Below are 17,664 nucleotides of genomic sequence, written 5' to 3'. Positions count from 1 at the left end.
ATGGTAGATATACGAAACATTGAAGAAGTTGTTTTGCCATCCTACACTTATCAAGTTAAAAATGGCAGAATACACGGATATATAGATGGATTAGAAGCCATGAGGCAAGCAGTTGAAAAGATTTTGCTTACAGAACGGTTTGAGTGGGTCATCTACTCTTCAAACTACGGAGTAGAATTAGAGCGTTTGATTGGAAAGCCTTATGATTTTGTAAAAGCTGACCTTGAGAGAACAATTTCTCAAGCCTTGTTAGTTGATACAAGAATTAAAAGTGTCCAAAATTTCTTCATCGAGCAACAAACCAAGGACAGCTTGCTTTGTGTCTTTGAAGTCCATACTATATCCGGTTTATTTAAAGTTGAAAAGGAGGTGACGCTGATTAATGATAGGTGATTTCTTAGAAAAATACACGTTTGATTATCTGATGAATGACGCTCTTTCTCGTGTCAATGAAAATATTGATACACGGGAAGGTTCTATCATCTATGACGCATTGGCGCCTGCTTGCTACGAGTTAGCTGGTTTTTATTTGCAGTTGAAAAATCTACTGCTAGATACATTTCCACAGACTGCTATTGGCCAATACCTAGACTACAAGGTTGAAGAGTTCGGCCTGCATCGTTATCCTTCAAAAAAAGCAGTACGCTTTGCGGAGTTTAAAAACGAGAGAAAAGAAGGTGTACAAATCGCTTTAGGTTCTCGTTTTGCGACAATTGACGATGCTGCACTCATCTACAAGGTAGTTCGAGCGACAGATGTAGCTGGTAAGTATGAAGTAGAGTGTGAGACAACTGGTGTTGTCGGAAATCGCTACTATGGCAATATCTTACCCTTAGAAAACTACAGGAACCTCGCTACTGCTGTGTTGGGGGAAATCGTTACATCTGGGCAAGATGAAGAAACTGACGATGAATTGCGGAAGCGTTTCTTGATTTACGTCAATGAGAAGCCTTTTGGTGGTAACTTCATCGAGTACGTTCAGCGTGTTCGTGAAATTGACGGTGTTGGTGCTGTTCAGGTTTACCCAGTGTGGAATGGCTCAGGAACGGTTAAAGTGGTTGTATTAGACAATGACTTGAACCTGGCATCTGCTGAGACAATCAAGAAGGTGCAAAACGTTCTGGATCCATTAGAATATACTGGAAAAGGCGTTGGACTTGCTCCTATTAACCATCGTGTGACGGTTACGACTGCGACACGCTTCCCAATTGATATTGAGTTTAAACTTGAGTTGATGACAGGATATCAGCTAAATCAAGTAAAAGAACTGGTAGACAAGGCTCTAGACCAGTATTTTTTAGACTTGAGAAAGAACTGGGCGCAATACTCAGATGTCAATACCTACAGTATGAAAATCTATCGCTCGCAGTTAATGGCCAGACTACTGACCATCAGCGGTGTTGCAAACGTTGATAAGATGAAATTGAATAACCGCGAAGCTGATTTAGCACTTGTTTTTACAGGACAATTACAACAATTGCCGTATAAAGGAACAGTGAGGACGGTTTAATGGTAAAAGAAGTAAACTTATCTGAATACGTTCCAGATTACTACGAGAGCGTCAAGGATATGAAAGAACTGGTTCGGGTTGAAAATGCTCTGTTTAAAGACGGTACTATCTCGTTAGAGCAGTTCATCAAGAATCAGTTCATTATGCTCTGCGATGTTCCTACGTTAACGAAATTTGAAGAAGTCTACGGTATTGTTGCTCACGCTGACGATACGTTGGAGTGGAGAAGAGAGCGTGTTTTGTTGCGGATCAATATGAGACCACCATTTTCATGGTGGTTTTTAATTCGCAAACTAGACGACCTTTTCGGGAAAGGAAAGTACAAAGCTTCAGTAGATTTCGCTAATCAGGTCTTGCTGATTGAGTCTGGAGCGGAAACGAGCGGACTTTTCAGAGAATCGGTCATTTTTGTCAATGCAATCAAACCAGCAAATATGGGCTATACACATATCCCGACAGTAACAGAACGAGTCAAGCTGAAAGAACGGTTATTCAAGACGTCAGTAGATTTCGCTAGAGCAGGTTATGCAGTTGTAGGAGTGACACCTTTTGAGTATGAAGGACCACAAGAGGAGGTTTTATTCAATGATTAAAGAAACGTTACTAAATACAGTTACAGAAACCGTACTAGCTAAAATCAACAAAGCAAGATTGAACGATAATCAAATTGTGACGATACAGAAACAACGAGAGCAGCATTTTGTTTTGATTGATTTCTTAGTTCCAGACTCAATCAGAGAAATCAATAAGATTGAGTTGCTAGACAGTTCAAACGTACCTCAGTCTGTCATCGATGTGTACGTACCGATTGAAACAACAACACGATTCAAATATAGATTGGAGGTGCTAACAGATGGCTAAAATCTGGAGGTCAAGAGACATTATCGGCGTTGAAGATGCGCAACGTTGGGAAAACAAAGCCGACTTAAGTCACAGGCACAAGGTAGCAGACATCGACGGTCTTCCTGAAAAGATTGATGAGGTCACTAGAAGCAAGGCTGAGAAGGTTGACCTAACTGGTCACATCAACAACCGAAACAATCCACATAGCGTTACGAAGCACCAAGTTGGGCTAGGTAACGTAGACAACGTAAGACAAGCAAGCTATGAGTCAGTAGAGGCTTTAAAGCGTGAGTTTCAGGAACACGAAGATAGACTAAATGCTATCGAGTACATGTTCTTACAGAACGACTTCACTGCTCCGATTCGTACAGACGACGGTACAGAACATACCTTGCTTGCTGATGAAAACGGTCATGTGATTGTTGCCGATTGGAAATATATTATGGAGGTATAAGATGGCAGTAATTAGTACACAGACACGAAAAGTAACTGATTTGCCACAGGCTAGTCAGGTCAACAACTCGGACAACATCATGATTCATGATGGTCGTGGGTTGAAGAAAGTATCTGTGCAGACATTAAAAAATGGAATCAGTAGCAATGTATCAGTAGCTACGTCGAACTCAAACGGTATCGTCAGACCTGATAACCAGACAACAGAGGTGTCAAATGGTGTGATGAAAGCCAAAACTGCAACTAGTGGGCAGGCTGGTGTAGTGCGACCTGACAATTCAACGATTACAGTCGATAGCTCGGGTGTTTTACGAGTAAACAGATCAGCGCTTGGGATTCCAAGTACACCGTCCGAAGTAGTTGCACACAAGCTGATTAACCAAAATGGAAATCAACAAATGAAGTATTGGTATGGGTCAAAGGCGCAATATAATGCAATTAGCACTAAAGACCCCAACACAATCTATGATGTGTATGAGTAGGTGATGCTATGGCTACAAGAGAAGGAATCTATGTCGGAGGACATGAGATTGTCCAAAGATATGTTGGTAATCGTTTGGTTTGGGAGAAGTTTAACCTGGTATTGATTGGGTCGTTTCCATATAATTTTACGTCATCCAACGCTAATAGCAATAGCGTTGAGTATATGCTAAGTAATGCGAATGGATTCTATGGTTCTGGAGGGCATGGACCAACCAGATCGGAAGGATATGAAGCATACCGTTCAACTATTGTAGTTGAAAGAAATGGTTATAAATTTAAGAATGTATCTGTGAGCGTAGAAAGTCATACTGGAATAGCCAATCAAACGAACGTTAGAATTATAATTTATTTTGCAAATCCCGGCGATAAAAATAAATTTCTTTCTAAGTATGATTCGACATTATTTTATAAAAAAAAGAGGTAATTTAACATGGAATTTGTATTAGTAAATAAATTTTTTAGAGTTGGCAAGACGGAAGTCTCTATTCAATGTGACAAGCCGTTTACTTTTTTCACTCGCGAGTTAGAGGGCGACCATTTGGGTGATACAGACGAAATGCTCATTGAAGCAGTCAAAGAGATTCTACGAACTGAACTTGACCCAACTAGTGCTATCGTTAAGAACCAAGAACAATTGGCTAAAACGACTGCAGCGCTTGAACAAGCGAATCAGCTTATGGAAGGCATGCAGAAGCTCAGCTTACGTAACACTGACGATATCGAGGAAATCCTGGTACGCTTGGAAGTGCTTGAGAAACACAATGGTATCGATCATGAGAATGAGGACGAAGCAGAGGGACATGAAGAAACACCTCATGTTGCCGAGCCAGAAACACACTCTGTTGAACCTGCTCCAGTAACTCCACCGGTTCAACCAGAACCCCAACCAGCTACAGAAGTGGCTACAAACGGAGTTCCCAACGTGGTCGTATCTGAACCAGCACCAGCGCAACCAACTACTGAACAACCAGTAGCAGAAGCGCCTACACAACCTGCACCAGCAGTAGAACAACCAACAGAAAGCGAGACAGAACATGAAATTCCTACACCGACAAGCGAAGCGAGCACTAGTGAAAACAATGGAGGTAGCAACAATGAGTAGAATTACATTAGACCAAGCTAAAATCGACATGTACATCAACCTATTGAAACGCGGAGCGATTGACTTTTCATTTGTCAATAAACGTTTTAAAGACCGTGTACGCAAAGAATTGGAACGCCTTGGCTTGAGTAATTTGGCGAACTAGAGAGGTGTTTATGGACGTCTTACAACAGATAGAACATTTCTTCATGAACGTGCTACCATCGGCTTCACCAATTATCATCGCTTGGCTTAGCTACAAATTGCCGAAAAAAGCCAAAGAAGAGACGGAGAAAATCGTCTCCGAACTAACCGATGTTAAGAAACAGATTAAAGATGTCCAGACTACCGCTAAAGATAGCAATTCCAAAATCGACGAAGTGCAAGAAAAATTAAAAATTCACGATGAGGCGCATCTAAATACCATGAAGTTGCGCCTTGACCGTGATATGCGACGAGCTATTAACAGAGGATATACCTCTAGAGATGAATTCTCCCTAGTGGAAAGCATGCATAAAAGCTATAAAACTCTAGGAGGTAATGGCTACATAGACCGTTTATTCAGCGATTTTGAAAAATTGGATATCAAAGAAGGCATCTTAATAGATGATTAGAAAGGGGGCATGGAATGGGATTTAGTAATACGACTAATTTGACTCAGGTTGACGGAGGCGTTCGTGTCAAGCAGGGAGATTTGTCCTCTACTTTCGGATTTGAATTGCAAGATGAAAATTTCCGTGGTATTACTTCTCTTGAGGGGCAAGAAGCTCTTATAACCCTAACAAAAGATAAATATTGTTGGAAGACAAAAGCACTCGTCAAGGATCAATCTGTTAGTTTTAATTTAGACAGCATTCTGCCAAACGGTAAATACCGTGTAGAAATTTCGGCTGGGGGATATATCTTTCCAAGCGATCGAAAAACTTACATTGAAATTGAAGCGTCGGATAAAGAATTGGTTCTTGAGGTAGTTCATACTCTCAAAGAGCTGGATATCGCTGAAGAAGTTAAAAGACAGCTTAGCGAAGGTGGAGCATGTCCGGAAATTCCAGACCTGCTCATGTACTATAACTTAGGAAAGGTGTGAAACAATGGACACAAGTAAATTAATTGCATTCGCTCAGGCATTGGGAGCGGATAGCAAGATGATGAAGCAGTTAATAGATACAAAGATTGACAATGCTACTTTAACGCAGGCTATTGAGCAGGCAAAAACCGCAGTTAAGAACGATCTTTTAGGTGATGGGGTACCTGAGAATCTCAACACTCTTAAAGAGCTTGCTGAGGAAATCGCTAAATTGAGTGGTAGCACTGAAGGCGCAGTCGTTCAAAAACTAGCTGACCTCGGTCGTCGTATTGACGAGTTTGCAAACCTTGACTTGGTCGCAACATATAATGCTGCGAAAGCGTGATTGCCATGAGCAATTTAGAGGAATTCGCTCAAGCAGTCGGCCGTGATGTTAAATCTCTGAACCAAAAGCCTGAACCAAGGCTGACCTTGACAGGAAATACCCTCGGTATTGTCGGGGGTAACAATGTCACTCTACCGCTACCAGAAAACGTAGGCCATGAAATCCGTGGCACAGGGTCTCCAGAGGGCCGTATCACTGCCGAAATAGGTACGACCTATGTAGATGTCAATGTAACCAATGGCGCTCTTAAATGGATAAAAGAGAGTGGAAATGGTAACACAGGCTGGAAGGTGTTGATAGGGGATACTGGTTGGAGGACGTTGAACAATGTTTCTAGAGTGGGAAATGCGTTCATTAAAGTTAGACGCATGAACAATCAAATATTATATAATTTAGATGGCTTGGGCTGGGGGATATTTGAAATTGTTAGCCGTGGTTCTGAAAAATTTAGAATTCAAGGAAGTACGTATGGTGTGCGTATATTGGAGCCAGGTGGGATTCCGTTTGGATTTCGTAGCGAGTCTTCTTTTTCAACTGCAGTGTTCAATGATTCTGGTTCTTTTGTTGGAAGTTGTTACGTAGGCGGAGAAGGAGAGTCAAATTTTATGGAGTTAAAATTCAACAATGGGATACCGAATGATAATGACATAACAGACCTTCGTGTCAGCTTAATCAGCTATCTAACAGACGACCCGTGGCCAACAACATTGCCATAATAGAAAGGAAAATAACAAATGATTAACTGGAAACTACGATTAAAGAATAAATACTTTTGGCTGACTGCAATCCCAGCCTTCTTGCTTGTCTTGCAAGCTGGTGCAGCAGTCTTTGGATATCATCTGGATTTGGGTGATATTGGCAACAAGCTGATTTTGCTTGTCAATGCGGTATTCGTATTCTTGACTGCTATCGGTTTGGTCAATGACCCAACCACAAGCGGAATCACAGACAGCACACGAGCGCTAGAATACAAGAAACCAAGTGAGGAATAGGCATGGATATAGATACAAGTAGACTACGTACAGACTTGCCGATTGTTGGGTTTGAGCCTTTCCGTCAAGTACATGCCCACTCAACAGGCAACCGAAACTCAACCGCTCAGAACGAGGCGGACTACCACTACAGAAAGGACCCTGGACTAGGGTTCTTTTCTCATGTCGTTGGAAATGGCCGTGTCATGCAGGTAGGTCCTGTAAACAAGGGAATGTGGGACGTTGGTGGCGGTTGGAACGCTGAGACTTATGCAGCAGTTGAATTGATTGAAAGCCATTCAACTAAAGAAGAGTTCATGACAGACTATCGCCTTTATATCGAATTGCTACGAAATCTAGCAGATGAAGCAGGTTTGCCGAAAACTCTTGATACAGACGACTTGGCAGGTATCAAAACTCATGAATACTGTACCAATAACCAGCCGGATAACAGTAGCGACCACGTTGATCCGTATCCTTATCTTGCTAAATGGGGTGTTAGCCGTGAACAGTTTAAGCGAGATATTGAGAACGGCCTAGGCGCCGAAACAGGCTGGCAGAAGAATGATACAGGCTATTGGTATGTACACTCAGATGGAAGCTATCCAAAAGACAAGTTTGAGAAAATCAACGGAACCTGGTATTACTTCGACGGTTCAGGCTACATGCTTGCAGACCGCTGGCATAAGCACTCAGATGGCAACTGGTACTGGTTTGACAATTCAGGAGCAATGGCCACAGGCTGGAAGAAGATTGCTGAGAAGTGGTACTACTTTGATGTAGAAGGTGCCATGAAGACAGGCTGGGTCAAGTACAAGGATACATGGTACTACCTTGATAGTAAGGGTGGAAACATGGTATCTAATGAATTCGTCAGAGCAGGTCAAGGCTGGTACTACATCAAGGCAGATGGAACAATGGCAGACAAGCCAGAGTTCACAGTAGAGCCAGAAGGCTTGATTACAGCTAAATAAATAGAAAGGAAACTTTCTAAAATGTTCTTTAACCGCAGGCTCAGGCTTGCGGTTTTTTTGTTTGATCTAAAATACGCTTGATAATCGCTTGAAATTCCTGAAAAACATTTATAGATATAGGGTTAGGAGTGTTCTTTTTCGCTTGAATATCTTTATTTTGCTCTGAAATTGACTTGTTGACATCAACAAATAGCTTTATAAAGCGCTTGGTTGCCAATTTTGTTGACGTTAACAAAATTAAAGTTTGTATTTCTATTTTGCAAAAACAGGCATTTTGAACGATTAGAAACAGGAATTACAATCCTATTGTTCAAAAAGGCGCTTAATTGAGGAATAGGGAGGGGGATGGCAGAGTATTATTGTCAAAAACGAAATTTTGTTAATAATAGATCCTTTTCGTTTTTTGATTATTGTCAAAAACGGTGTTTTGTTAGAATCAAAAATATCTTTGCCCCAAATCTGCCCCAAAAGTTTTTTGAAGTTATCTTTATTTAACGGAAGATGAAACCAAAAAAGCCTGATTTTAGGAGATTTTCATTCTGATAAAATCTGATAATTTAGGTATGATAAGGTGGCAATTAGCATTAAATATACAGAAAAACCCTTGATTTACAAGGGTTTTTGTTATGTCTGCATCAAAAGTTTCAAAGATATTTCTATTCAGCTGTGTAAATAAAACTAATACTCAATGAAAATCAAAGAGCAAACTAGGAAGCTAGCCGCAGGTTGCTCAAAGCACTGCTTTGAGGTTGTAGATAGAACTGACGAAGTCAGCTCAAAACATGTTTTTGAGGTTGTAGATAAGACTGACGAAGTCAGTCACATATATACGGTAAGGCGACGCTGACGAAGTTTGAAGAGATTTTCGAAGAGTATAAAGAGTTTCGTTTGTTGACAAAAGTCATTCTCTTTAGTAGAATAGTAGATGCGATGAGTCGATAGGTAGTCTTCGGACTACTATTGAGCATAAGGAGGTCATAACGCAGGAGCGGACCTTGATGAGTTGTGTGAACCTGCTCATCACATGAAGATGCCTCTTAGTCCCTGGTCTAGCGACTGGGGATTTTTATTTTCCAAAAAATGATGAAAAAGCTTTGCAATTCATGGAAAAAGTAGTATAATACATCTATTATAGAAATTTTTAGAAAATTCCGAAAGAGGTTATTTATGGGATATACAGTTGCTGTAGTCGGCGCGACAGGTGCTGTCGGAGCTCAGATGATAAAAATGTTGGAAGAATCAACACTTCCAATCGATAAAATTCGTTTACTTGCTTCTGCACGTTCAGCAGGCAAGACTTTAAAATTTAAAGATCAAGATATTACGATTGAAGAAACAACTGAAACAGCTTTTGAGGGAGTTGATATTGCTCTCTTTTCAGCAGGTGGTTCTACATCAGCTAAGTATGCACCATACGCAGTTAAAGCTGGAGCGGTAGTAGTAGATAATACATCCTACTTCCGTCAAAATCCAGATGTTCCTTTGGTTGTACCAGAGGTCAATGCTCACGCACTTGATGCTCACAACGGTATTATTGCCTGCCCTAACTGTTCAACAATCCAAATGATGGTAGCTCTTGAGCCAGTTCGCCAAAAATGGGGATTGGACCGTATCATTGTTTCAACTTACCAAGCAGTTTCAGGTGCTGGTATGGGAGCAATTCTTGAGACACAACGTGAACTTCGTGAAGTCTTGAACGATGGAGTGAAACCACGTGATTTACATGCTGAAATCTTGCCTTCAGGTGGTGACAAGAAACACTATCCTATCGCCTTTAACGCTCTTCCACAAATTGATGTTTTCACTGACAATGATTACACTTACGAAGAGATGAAAATGACCAAGGAAACTAAGAAAATCATGGAAGATGATAGTATCGCAGTGTCTGCAACATGTGTGCGCATTCCAGTCTTGTCAGCTCACTCTGAGTCTGTTTACATCGAAACAAAAGAAGTGGCTCCAATCGAAGAAGTGAAAGCAGCTATCGCAGCCTTCCCAGGTGCTGTCCTTGAAGATGATGTTGCTCATCAAATTTATCCTCAAGCCATCAATGCAGTGGGTTCACGTGATACCTTTGTTGGTCGCATCCGTAAAGACTTGGATGAAGAAAAAGGTATCCACATGTGGGTTGTTTCAGATAACCTTCTCAAAGGTGCTGCTTGGAACTCAGTTCAGATTGCAGAAACTCTTCATGAACGTGGCTTGGTTCGTCCAACAGCTGAATTGAAATTTGAGTTAAAATAGTCATATCGTTTAGGAGTTCAGATGAACTCCTTCTTTGAAATAGAGAGGTGTTTTCATGTCTTATCAAGATTTAAAAGAGTGTAAAATCATCACAGCTTTTATTACCCCCTTTCACGAGGATGGTTCCATTAACTTTGATGCCATTCCAGCCCTGATTGAGCATTTATTGGCCCATCATACAGACGGCATTCTTCTAGCTGGAACGACTGCTGAGAGTCCAACTTTAACCCACGATGAGGAGTTGGAACTCTTTGCGGCTGTACAAAAGATTGTCAATGGACGAGTTCCTTTGATTGCGGGTGTAGGTACCAATGATACGCGTGACTCGATCGAGTTTGTCAAAGAAGTAGCGGAATTTGGTGGTTTCGCAGCTGGGCTTGCTATTGTTCCTTACTACAACAAACCTTCTCAAGAAGGAATGTATCAGCATTTTAAAGCCATTGCAGATGCTTCTGACCTACCAATTATTATCTATAACATTCCAGGGCGTGTAGTTGTCGAATTGACTCCAGAAACCATGCTTCGTTTGGCTGACCATCCAAATATTATCGGTGTCAAAGAATGTACTAGCTTGGCTAATATGGCTTACTTGATTGAGCACAAGCCAGAAGAGTTCTTGATTTATACAGGTGAGGATGGAGATGCTTTCCATGCCATGAACCTTGGTGCGGATGGGGTTATTTCTGTTGCATCACATACAAATGGGGATGAAATGCACGAGATGTTTACTGCCATTGCAGAAAGCGATATGAAGAAAGCCGCAGCTATTCAACGTAAATTCATTCCTAAGGTTAATGCCCTCTTCTCATATCCAAGTCCTGCTCCTGTCAAGGCCGTTCTCAACTATATGGGATTTGAAGCTGGTCCAACTCGATTACCTCTAGTTCCAGCACCAGAAGAAGATGCAAAACGCATTATCAAGGTTGTTGTAGATGGCGACTACGAAGCAACTAAAGCAACCGTAACAGGTGTCTTAAGACCAGATTACTAATAAGACAATAAAATCCATGACCGCAAGAACGATCATGGATTTTTCTTATTTTCCTAAGCAGAATTGGCTAAAGAGTTGGGTGATGAGTTCATCAGGAGCAGCATCCCCAGTGATTTTTCCGAGGATTTCCCAAGTACGAGTCAAATCAACTTGAAGCAAGTCAACTGGCATACCTAGTTCAAGACCTTCGTTAACAGCTTGTAGGCTTTCAACTGCTTTTTCAATCAGGGAAATGTGACGGGCATTTGACAAGTAGGTAGCATCTTGCTCAACAAAACCGGCATTCTCAAAGAAGAGGTTGTTGATTTTCTCTTCAATCTTATCGATGTTTTGGTTTTTAAGGACTGAAATACGAATAACGTCTTCAGGTAGTTCCGAAATTTCAATCGCTTCAGGCAGGTCTGTTTTATTAAGTAGAATAATACGGTTAGTATCCTGACTAATTTCAAGAAGTTGTCTGTCTTGAGCAGTCAGTGGTTCACTGGCATTTAGCACCAGTAGAACCAAGTCGGCTTCCTTGAGGGCTTTTTTCGAACGCTCAACACCTATTTGTTCCACGATGTCATCCGTTTCACGGATACCAGCTGTATCAATCAATTTGAGAGGAACACCATTGATGTTGACGTATTCTTCGATGACATCTCGAGTAGTACCAGCAATGTCTGTAACGATAGCCTTATCCTCACGCAAGAGGTTGTTGAGGAGGCTGGATTTCCCAACGTTTGGACGTCCGATGATGGCTGTTGAAATTCCCTCACGGAGGATTTTACCGCGGCGGGCTGTCCTAAGGAGATTGGTTAGCAATTGCTCAAACTCCATAGTCTTCTCTCGGACAACAGCAGTAGTGGCTTCCTCAACATCGTCATACTCAGGATAATCAATATTGACCTCGACCTGGGCAAGTGTATTGAGGATTTCTTGACGAGTATTATTGATAAGATCAGAAAGGGAACCATCAAGTTGTTTGACCGCAATGTTCATGGCCTTGTCTGTCTTGGCGCGGATGATATCCATGACCGCCTCAGCCTGTGTCAAATCCACACGACCGTTTAGAAAGGCACGTTTGGTAAATTCACCAGGTTCTGCCAAGCGAGCTCCTTCACGGATCGCTAGTTGGAGAATTTCATTGGTCACCGCAATCCCACCGTGGGTGTTAATCTCGATAATATCTTCACGAGTGAAGGTCTTTGGAGACTTCATAGCTCCAACCATAACCTCGTCCATGACCTTCCCTGTCTGAGGGTCAACAATGTGACCGTAGTTAAGAGTATGGCTAGCAACCTTACTCAAGTCTTTTCCTTTAAAAATCTTTTGCGCAATAGCAAAACTTTCTGTTCCGCTCAGGCGGACAATACCAATAGCCCCTTCACCTAGTGGAGTAGAGATAGCAACGATGGTATCAAATTCACGTGTAATCATAATGTTTCCTTTAATAAATAGCTCTTTTATTGGAAATTTTTCCAAGTCTCTTTTCAAATTGTAACAAATTTGAACTATTTCTTCAATGGATGCTACTTGGAGATTGAAAAAGCCTAAGCAATTCTGCTTAAGCTAGATTATTTGGTGCGCATTTCACCTTGAGGGAAGTAAGTTCCTTCTGGCATGTCGTTGATGATGACATGGACAGCAGATTGAGGTGCTCCAGTGTTACGGACAACAGCTTCCGTTACTTCCTTAGCAAGAGCTTTCTTTTGCTCGAGTGTGCGTCCTTCAAATAAATCGATGCGTACAAATGGCATAATAGCTTCCTCCACTAGTTTTTGATTTCTTCTATTTTACCACATTTTGCCGTTTAAAGCTTAAGAAAATTATGATATACTAGAATGTAGCAAAAATTTAGAAATGGACGTGAAGCAAGAAACATGGCACAGTTGTATTATCGTTATGGGACCATGAACTCTGGTAAGACGATTGAGATTCTCAAAGTGGCCTATAACTATGAGGAGCAAGGAAAAGGTGTTGTGATTATGACCTCAGCTCTGGATACTCGTGACGGTGTTGGCTATGTGTCGAGTCGTATTGGCATGAAACGCTCTGCCATTGCAATTGAGGAGTCAACAGATATTTTTGGATTTATCCGAGATTTACCTGAGAAACCATACTGTGTTTTGGTCGATGAAGCCCAGTTTCTCAAACGTCATCATGTTTATGACCTAGCTCGTGTTGTTGATGAGTTAGACATACCTGTCATGGCTTTTGGTTTGAAAAATGATTTTCGAAATGAACTGTTCGAAGGTTCCAAGTATCTCTTGCTGTTAGCAGACAAGATTGACGAAATCAAGACCATCTGTCAGTATTGTAAGAAAAAGGCGACTATGGTTTTGCGAACACAGGATGGACTGCCCGTTTACGATGGAGAACAGATCCAGATTGGTGGTAACGAAACCTATATCTCAGTTTGCCGTAAACATTATTTTGCCCCTGAAATCAATAAGGAGAATGAAGAAAAATGAACATCTATGATCAACTACAAGCTGTAGAAGACCGTTATGAAGAATTAGGAGAGTTGCTCAGTGACCCAGATGTGGTTTCGGACACCAAGCGTTTCATGGATCTCTCAAAAGAAGAGGCTTCAAGCCGTGATACAGTGACGGCTTATCGAGAATACAAACAAGTCCTTCAAAACATCGTTGATGCCGAAGAGATGATTAAGGAATCAGGCGAAGATGCGGATTTGGAAGAAATGGCTAAGCAAGAATTGAAAGATGCCAAGGCTGAAAAAGAAGAATACGAAGAAAAACTCAAAATTTTGCTCCTTCCAAAGGATCCAAACGATGACAAGAACATCATCCTTGAAATTCGTGGAGCGGCTGGTGGTGACGAAGCGGCACTTTTCGCCGGAGACCTTCTAACTATGTACCAAAAGTATGCAGAAGCCCAAGGCTGGCGATTTGAAGTCATGGAAGCTTCTATGAACGGTGTCGGTGGTTTCAAAGAAGTCGTTGCCATGGTTTCAGGTCAGTCTGTATACTCTAAACTCAAGTATGAATCTGGTGCCCACCGTGTGCAACGTGTCCCTGTGACAGAAAGCCAAGGCCGTGTTCATACTTCGACAGCGACAGTTCTTGTTATGCCTGAAGTGGAAGAAGTTGAATACGATATTGATCCAAAAGACCTTCGTGTCGACATCTATCACGCCTCTGGTGCTGGTGGACAGAACGTCAACAAGGTTGCGACTGCCGTTCGTATCGTTCACTTGCCAACCAATATCAAGGTTGAGATGCAGGAAGAACGTACTCAGCAGAAAAACCGTGAGAAGGCTATGAAGATTATCCGTGCACGTGTTGCTGACCACTTCGCACAAATTGCACAAGACGAACAAGACGCTGAGCGTAAGTCAACAATCGGTACTGGTGACCGTTCAGAACGGATTCGTACTTATAACTTCCCACAAAACCGTGTCACAGACCACCGTATCGGTTTAACCCTCCAAAAACTAGATACCATTTTGTCTGGTAAATTGGACGAAGTTGTGGATGCCTTGGTGCTCTATGACCAAACGCAAAAATTAGAAGAATTAAACAAATAATGAAATTAGCTCAATTATTTTCAGATTTTGAAGAAGAGTTGATAAGACAAGGAGAGGAAGCTGAAAGCCTCTCTTTTGTCTATCGTAGCTTGAAAAATCTATCTTTTACAGATTTCGTTTTTGCCCTCCAGCAGGAAGTGACGGAAGGGGAAGAAGTATTTATAAAAGGAATTTTCCAACAGTTAGCAGCTCATAAACCGGCACAGTATATCATTGGACAGGCAGATTTTTATGGAATGCAGTTAACAGTTGATGAGCGAGTATTGATTCCTCGTCCAGAAACAGAGGAGTTGGTGGAGCTTATCCTGGCTGAAAATCCTGAGACGAATCTTTCAGTTCTGGATATTGGAACAGGTAGTGGAGCTATTGCTCTCGCCTTAGCAAAAAACAGACCAGATTGGTCAGTGACAGCAGCAGATATTTCCCAAGATGCTTTAGATGTAGCTAATGAAAATGCTAAAAATCAAAATCTTCAAATATTTTTAAAAAAATCTGACTGTTTTACAGAAATTTCTGAAAAATATGATATAATTGTTTCCAATCCACCCTATATCTCTCGTGAAGATGAGTCAGAGGTCGGCTTGAATGTTTTGCATTCGGAGCCTCATCTAGCTCTCTTTGCAGACGAGGATGGCCTAGCTATTTACCGTAGAATTGCGGAAGATGTAAAAGACTATCTCAAATATGGTGGTAAGATTTACCTTGAAATTGGATACAAGCAAGGTCAAAGTGTTCCTGAACTTTTTAGGAAGCATCTTCCTGAAAAACGTGTAAGAACACTCAAGGACCAATTTGGTCAAGATAGGATGGTCGTGGTTGATGATGGACAGGATTAGACAAGAGTTGGAAAATGGTGGAGCTGTCGTTCTACCTACAGAGACAGTTTACGGTCTTTTTGCCAAGGCTCTAGACGAAAAAGCAGTTAATCATGTATACCAGATTAAACGTCGTCCCAGAGATAAGGCACTTAATCTCAATGTTGCCTCTTTAGAGGATATCTTGCACTTTTCAAAGAATCAGCCAACTTATCTACAAAAGCTTGTCGAGACCTTTTTACCGGGTCCCTTGACCATTATTCTCGAAGCCAATGACCGAGTTCCCTATTGGGTCAATTCTGGTCTTGAAACTGTGGGATTTCGGATGCCCAGTCATCCTATCACGCTGGATTTGATTCGAGAGACGGGTCCCTTGATTGGACCGTCTGCCAATATTTCAGGTCAGGCAAGTGGAGTAACCTTTGAACAAATTCTGAAGGATTTTGACCAAGAGGTTCTGGGTCTGGAAGACGATGCTTTTTTAACTGGACAGGATTCAACTATCGTGGACTTGTCTGGAGACAAGGTGAAAATCTTACGCCAAGGGGCCATTAAGCGAGAAGATATTCTTGCTCGGTTACCAGAGGTTTCTTTTGAGGAGGAATGAGATGCTCAGAAATTTAAGAGAAACTGATGTGAAAGCTATTTGTGACATTAACCAAGAAGCTTTGGGCTATTCTTTTAGTCCAGAGGACACAGCTAGTCAACTAGCTAGATTATCTCAGGATTCCCATCATTTCCTACTTGCTTATGAGGATGAAGCTAGTCATGCCTTGCTTGGATATGTCCACGCTGAGGTCTATGAATCACTTTATTCTAAGGCAGGATTTAATATTTTAGCTTTAGCAGTTTCACCTCAAGCGCAAGGTCAAGGTATTGGTAAAAGCTTATTACAAGGGTTGGAAGAAGAAGCAAAAAGACGTGGTTATGGGTTTATCCGCTTAAACTCTGCTGATCATCGTCTGGGTGCTCATGCATTTTATGAAAAAGTTGGTTATACTTGTGATAAAATGCAGAAACGGTTTATTCGCATCTTTTAGTTTGATTTTCTAATAAGAAAATTAAACTAATGGACTAGTCACACAATAAAGGAGAAGACCTATGATTTTTGACAAAGATGATTTTAAAGCATACGATGCTGATCTCTGGAATGCTATTGCCAAAGAAGAAGAACGACAACAAAACAACATTGAGTTGATTGCTTCGGAAAACGTAGTTTCCAAGGCTGTTATGGCAGCTCAAGGGTCTATCTTGACGAATAAATACGCCGAAGGCTACCCAGGTCGCCGTTATTATGGTGGAACAGATGTAGTAGATGTGGTAGAAAGTCTAGCTATTGAACGTGCAAAAGAAATTTTTGGTGCTAAATTTGCCAATGTCCAACCACACTCAGGAAGCCAAGCCAACTGTGCGGCTTACATGGCCTTGATTGAGCCGGGTGATACCGTTATGGGGATGGATTTGGCAGCAGGTGGACACTTGACCCACGGAGCTCCAGTTAGCTTCTCAGGTCAAACCTACAACTTTGTTTCTTACAGTGTTGATCCTGAAACGGAACTCTTAGATTTTGATGCTATCTTGAAACAAGCCCAAGAAGTAAAACCAAAATTGATCGTAGCAGGTGCTTCAGCCTATTCTCAAATTATCGACTTTTCAAAATTCCGTGAAATTGCGGACGCTGTTGGGGCTAAACTTATGGTAGATATGGCTCATATCGCTGGTTTGGTTGCTGCTGGTCTACATCCAAGCCCAGTACCATACGCTCATATCACGACAACCACAACCCACAAAACCCTTCGTGGCCCTCGTGGTGGTTTGATTTTGACCAATGATGAAGATTTAGCTAAGAAAATCAATTCAGCTATTTTCCCTGGTATTCAGGGTGGTCCTTTGGAGCACGTTGTGGCAGCTAAAGCTGTTTCCTTCAAAGAAGTTTTGGATCCAGCCTTCAAGGAATACGCTGCTAATGTTATCAAAAACAGTAAGGCTATGGCAGATGTCTTCTTGCAAGACCCTGATTTCCGTATCATTTCTGGCGGGACTGAAAACCACCTCTTCCTAGTGGATGTGACTAAGGTTGTAGAAAACGGAAAAGTTGCTCAAAACTTGCTGGATGAAGTCAATATTACCTTAAATAAAAACTCAATCCCTTACGAAACCTTGTCACCATTCAAGACTAGTGGGATTCGTATCGGAGCAGCAGCTATTACTGCACGTGGATTTGGTGAAGAAGAAAGTCGCAAAGTGGCTGAGCTCATCATTAAAACCCTTAAAAATGCAGAAAATGAAGCTGTCTTAGAAGAAGTGAGAAGTGCAGTCAAAGAATTGACAGATGCCTTCCCATTATACGAGGACTAA

25 protein-coding genes are annotated in these 17,664 nt (G+C 41.5%); 23 read left to right on the top strand and 2 right to left on the bottom strand.

Going from position 1 to position 17,664, the window contains the following annotated elements; translation table 11 throughout:
• The 17 genes from ACN076_RS06675 (at position 1) to dapA (ending at position 10,962) form a co-directional block, all read left to right on the top strand.
• Positions 1–393, top strand: coding sequence for a DUF2634 domain-containing protein (locus ACN076_RS06675; RefSeq protein ID WP_023948079.1), 393 nt, complete (start codon positions 1–3; stop codon positions 391–393).
• The gene (locus tag ACN076_RS06670; RefSeq protein WP_420789650.1) at positions 383–1,510 is read left to right on the top strand and encodes a baseplate J/gp47 family protein; all 1,128 of its coding nucleotides are present in this window, start codon (positions 383–385) and stop codon (positions 1,508–1,510) included. Before ACN076_RS06675 ends, ACN076_RS06670 begins: the two co-directional genes overlap by 11 nt.
• On the top strand, positions 1,510–2,103 hold the full coding sequence (locus ACN076_RS06665; RefSeq protein WP_420789649.1) for a putative phage tail protein: 594 nt from the start codon (positions 1,510–1,512) through the stop codon (positions 2,101–2,103). Before ACN076_RS06670 ends, ACN076_RS06665 begins: the two co-directional genes overlap by 1 nt.
• On the top strand, positions 2,096–2,371 hold the full coding sequence (locus ACN076_RS06660; RefSeq protein WP_420789648.1) for a hypothetical protein: 276 nt from the start codon (positions 2,096–2,098) through the stop codon (positions 2,369–2,371). Before ACN076_RS06665 ends, ACN076_RS06660 begins: the two co-directional genes overlap by 8 nt.
• A complete protein-coding gene (locus tag ACN076_RS06655; protein WP_420789647.1) occupies positions 2,364–2,807 on the top strand; it encodes a hypothetical protein in 444 nt (147 codons plus the stop codon). The genes ACN076_RS06660 and ACN076_RS06655 overlap by 8 nt, the downstream gene beginning before the upstream one ends.
• Position 2,808: 1 nt before the next feature.
• Positions 2,809–3,288 carry a phage upper tail fiber protein gene (locus ACN076_RS06650; protein ID WP_420789646.1) on the top strand — a complete coding sequence of 160 codons (480 nt, stop codon included), beginning with the start codon at positions 2,809–2,811 and terminating at the stop codon, positions 3,286–3,288.
• A gap of 8 nt (positions 3,289–3,296) precedes the next feature.
• Positions 3,297–3,713: a hypothetical protein gene (locus tag ACN076_RS06645; RefSeq protein WP_420789645.1), complete on the top strand. Its 417-nt coding sequence runs from the start codon at positions 3,297–3,299 to the stop codon at positions 3,711–3,713.
• A 6-nt stretch (positions 3,714–3,719) separates the two neighbouring features.
• Complete coding sequence (locus ACN076_RS06640; RefSeq protein ID WP_420789644.1) at positions 3,720–4,391, top strand: hypothetical protein; 672 nt, start codon at positions 3,720–3,722, stop codon at positions 4,389–4,391.
• On the top strand, positions 4,384–4,536 hold the full coding sequence (locus tag ACN076_RS06635) for a hypothetical protein (RefSeq protein ID WP_261127954.1): 153 nt from the start codon (positions 4,384–4,386) through the stop codon (positions 4,534–4,536). The genes ACN076_RS06640 and ACN076_RS06635 overlap by 8 nt, the downstream gene beginning before the upstream one ends.
• Before the next feature lie 10 nt (positions 4,537–4,546).
• Positions 4,547–4,984 carry a hypothetical protein gene (locus ACN076_RS06630; protein ID WP_061759909.1) on the top strand — a complete coding sequence of 146 codons (438 nt, stop codon included), beginning with the start codon at positions 4,547–4,549 and terminating at the stop codon, positions 4,982–4,984.
• A gap of 14 nt (positions 4,985–4,998) precedes the next feature.
• Complete coding sequence (locus ACN076_RS06625) at positions 4,999–5,457, top strand: hypothetical protein (protein ID WP_261127952.1); 459 nt, start codon at positions 4,999–5,001, stop codon at positions 5,455–5,457.
• Between the two features lie 4 nt (positions 5,458–5,461).
• Positions 5,462–5,782: a hypothetical protein gene (locus ACN076_RS06620; RefSeq protein ID WP_420789643.1), complete on the top strand. Its 321-nt coding sequence runs from the start codon at positions 5,462–5,464 to the stop codon at positions 5,780–5,782.
• Positions 5,783–5,787: 5 nt separating this feature from the next.
• The gene (locus ACN076_RS06615) at positions 5,788–6,498 is read left to right on the top strand and encodes a hypothetical protein (protein ID WP_420789642.1); all 711 of its coding nucleotides are present in this window, start codon (positions 5,788–5,790) and stop codon (positions 6,496–6,498) included.
• A gap of 18 nt (positions 6,499–6,516) precedes the next feature.
• Positions 6,517–6,774, top strand: coding sequence for a phage holin (locus tag ACN076_RS06610; protein ID WP_261103743.1), 258 nt, complete (start codon positions 6,517–6,519; stop codon positions 6,772–6,774).
• Between the two features lie 2 nt (positions 6,775–6,776).
• On the top strand, positions 6,777–7,727 hold the full coding sequence (locus ACN076_RS06605; protein WP_420789641.1) for an N-acetylmuramoyl-L-alanine amidase: 951 nt from the start codon (positions 6,777–6,779) through the stop codon (positions 7,725–7,727).
• A gap of 1,167 nt (positions 7,728–8,894) precedes the next feature.
• The gene (locus ACN076_RS06600; RefSeq protein ID WP_153192356.1) at positions 8,895–9,971 is read left to right on the top strand and encodes an aspartate-semialdehyde dehydrogenase; all 1,077 of its coding nucleotides are present in this window, start codon (positions 8,895–8,897) and stop codon (positions 9,969–9,971) included.
• Positions 9,972–10,026: 55 nt separating this feature from the next.
• Positions 10,027–10,962 (top strand): 4-hydroxy-tetrahydrodipicolinate synthase, encoded by a 936-nt coding sequence (gene dapA / locus ACN076_RS06595; RefSeq protein WP_000121606.1) that lies wholly within the window; start codon positions 10,027–10,029, stop codon positions 10,960–10,962.
• A 45-nt stretch (positions 10,963–11,007) separates the two neighbouring features.
• Here the strand turns inward: dapA and mnmE are convergent, their stop codons facing one another.
• Both mnmE and ACN076_RS06585 read right to left on the bottom strand, forming a co-directional pair.
• The gene (gene mnmE, locus ACN076_RS06590) at positions 11,008–12,381 is read right to left on the bottom strand and encodes a tRNA uridine-5-carboxymethylaminomethyl(34) synthesis GTPase MnmE (protein ID WP_101784809.1); all 1,374 of its coding nucleotides are present in this window, start codon (positions 12,379–12,381) and stop codon (positions 11,008–11,010) included.
• Positions 12,382–12,518: 137 nt separating this feature from the next.
• Positions 12,519–12,701, bottom strand: coding sequence for a 4-oxalocrotonate tautomerase (locus ACN076_RS06585; protein WP_001117401.1), 183 nt, complete (start codon positions 12,699–12,701; stop codon positions 12,519–12,521).
• Between the two features lie 123 nt (positions 12,702–12,824).
• Here ACN076_RS06585 and ACN076_RS06580 point away from each other — a divergent pair, with 123 nt between their 5' ends.
• The 6 genes from ACN076_RS06580 to glyA all read left to right on the top strand — a co-directional run bounded on the left by ACN076_RS06580 (position 12,825) and on the right by glyA (position 17,664).
• Positions 12,825–13,415, top strand: coding sequence for a thymidine kinase (locus tag ACN076_RS06580; protein WP_000068154.1), 591 nt, complete (start codon positions 12,825–12,827; stop codon positions 13,413–13,415).
• Positions 13,412–14,491 carry a peptide chain release factor 1 gene (gene prfA, locus ACN076_RS06575; protein WP_033680345.1) on the top strand — a complete coding sequence of 360 codons (1,080 nt, stop codon included), beginning with the start codon at positions 13,412–13,414 and terminating at the stop codon, positions 14,489–14,491. The genes ACN076_RS06580 and prfA overlap by 4 nt, the downstream gene beginning before the upstream one ends.
• Positions 14,491–15,327, top strand: coding sequence for a peptide chain release factor N(5)-glutamine methyltransferase (prmC, locus tag ACN076_RS06570; protein ID WP_261030467.1), 837 nt, complete (start codon positions 14,491–14,493; stop codon positions 15,325–15,327). The genes prfA and prmC overlap by 1 nt, the downstream gene beginning before the upstream one ends.
• Positions 15,311–15,913, top strand: coding sequence for an L-threonylcarbamoyladenylate synthase (locus ACN076_RS06565; RefSeq protein ID WP_194250461.1), 603 nt, complete (start codon positions 15,311–15,313; stop codon positions 15,911–15,913). The genes prmC and ACN076_RS06565 overlap by 17 nt, the downstream gene beginning before the upstream one ends.
• Before the next feature lies 1 nt (position 15,914).
• Positions 15,915–16,346, top strand: a complete 432-nt coding sequence (locus ACN076_RS06560) for a GNAT family N-acetyltransferase (protein WP_153192345.1) — start codon at positions 15,915–15,917, stop codon at positions 16,344–16,346.
• A gap of 61 nt (positions 16,347–16,407) precedes the next feature.
• Positions 16,408–17,664: a serine hydroxymethyltransferase gene (gene glyA / locus ACN076_RS06555; protein ID WP_033677253.1), complete on the top strand. Its 1,257-nt coding sequence runs from the start codon at positions 16,408–16,410 to the stop codon at positions 17,662–17,664.

Source organism: Streptococcus sp. K0074 (assembly GCF_048843365.1).
GTDB classification, from domain to species: domain Bacteria; phylum Bacillota; class Bacilli; order Lactobacillales; family Streptococcaceae; genus Streptococcus; species Streptococcus mitis_BM.
The sequence above is the reverse complement of the archived record's forward strand: the minus strand, read 5'-3'. Positions and strand labels throughout refer to the sequence as shown.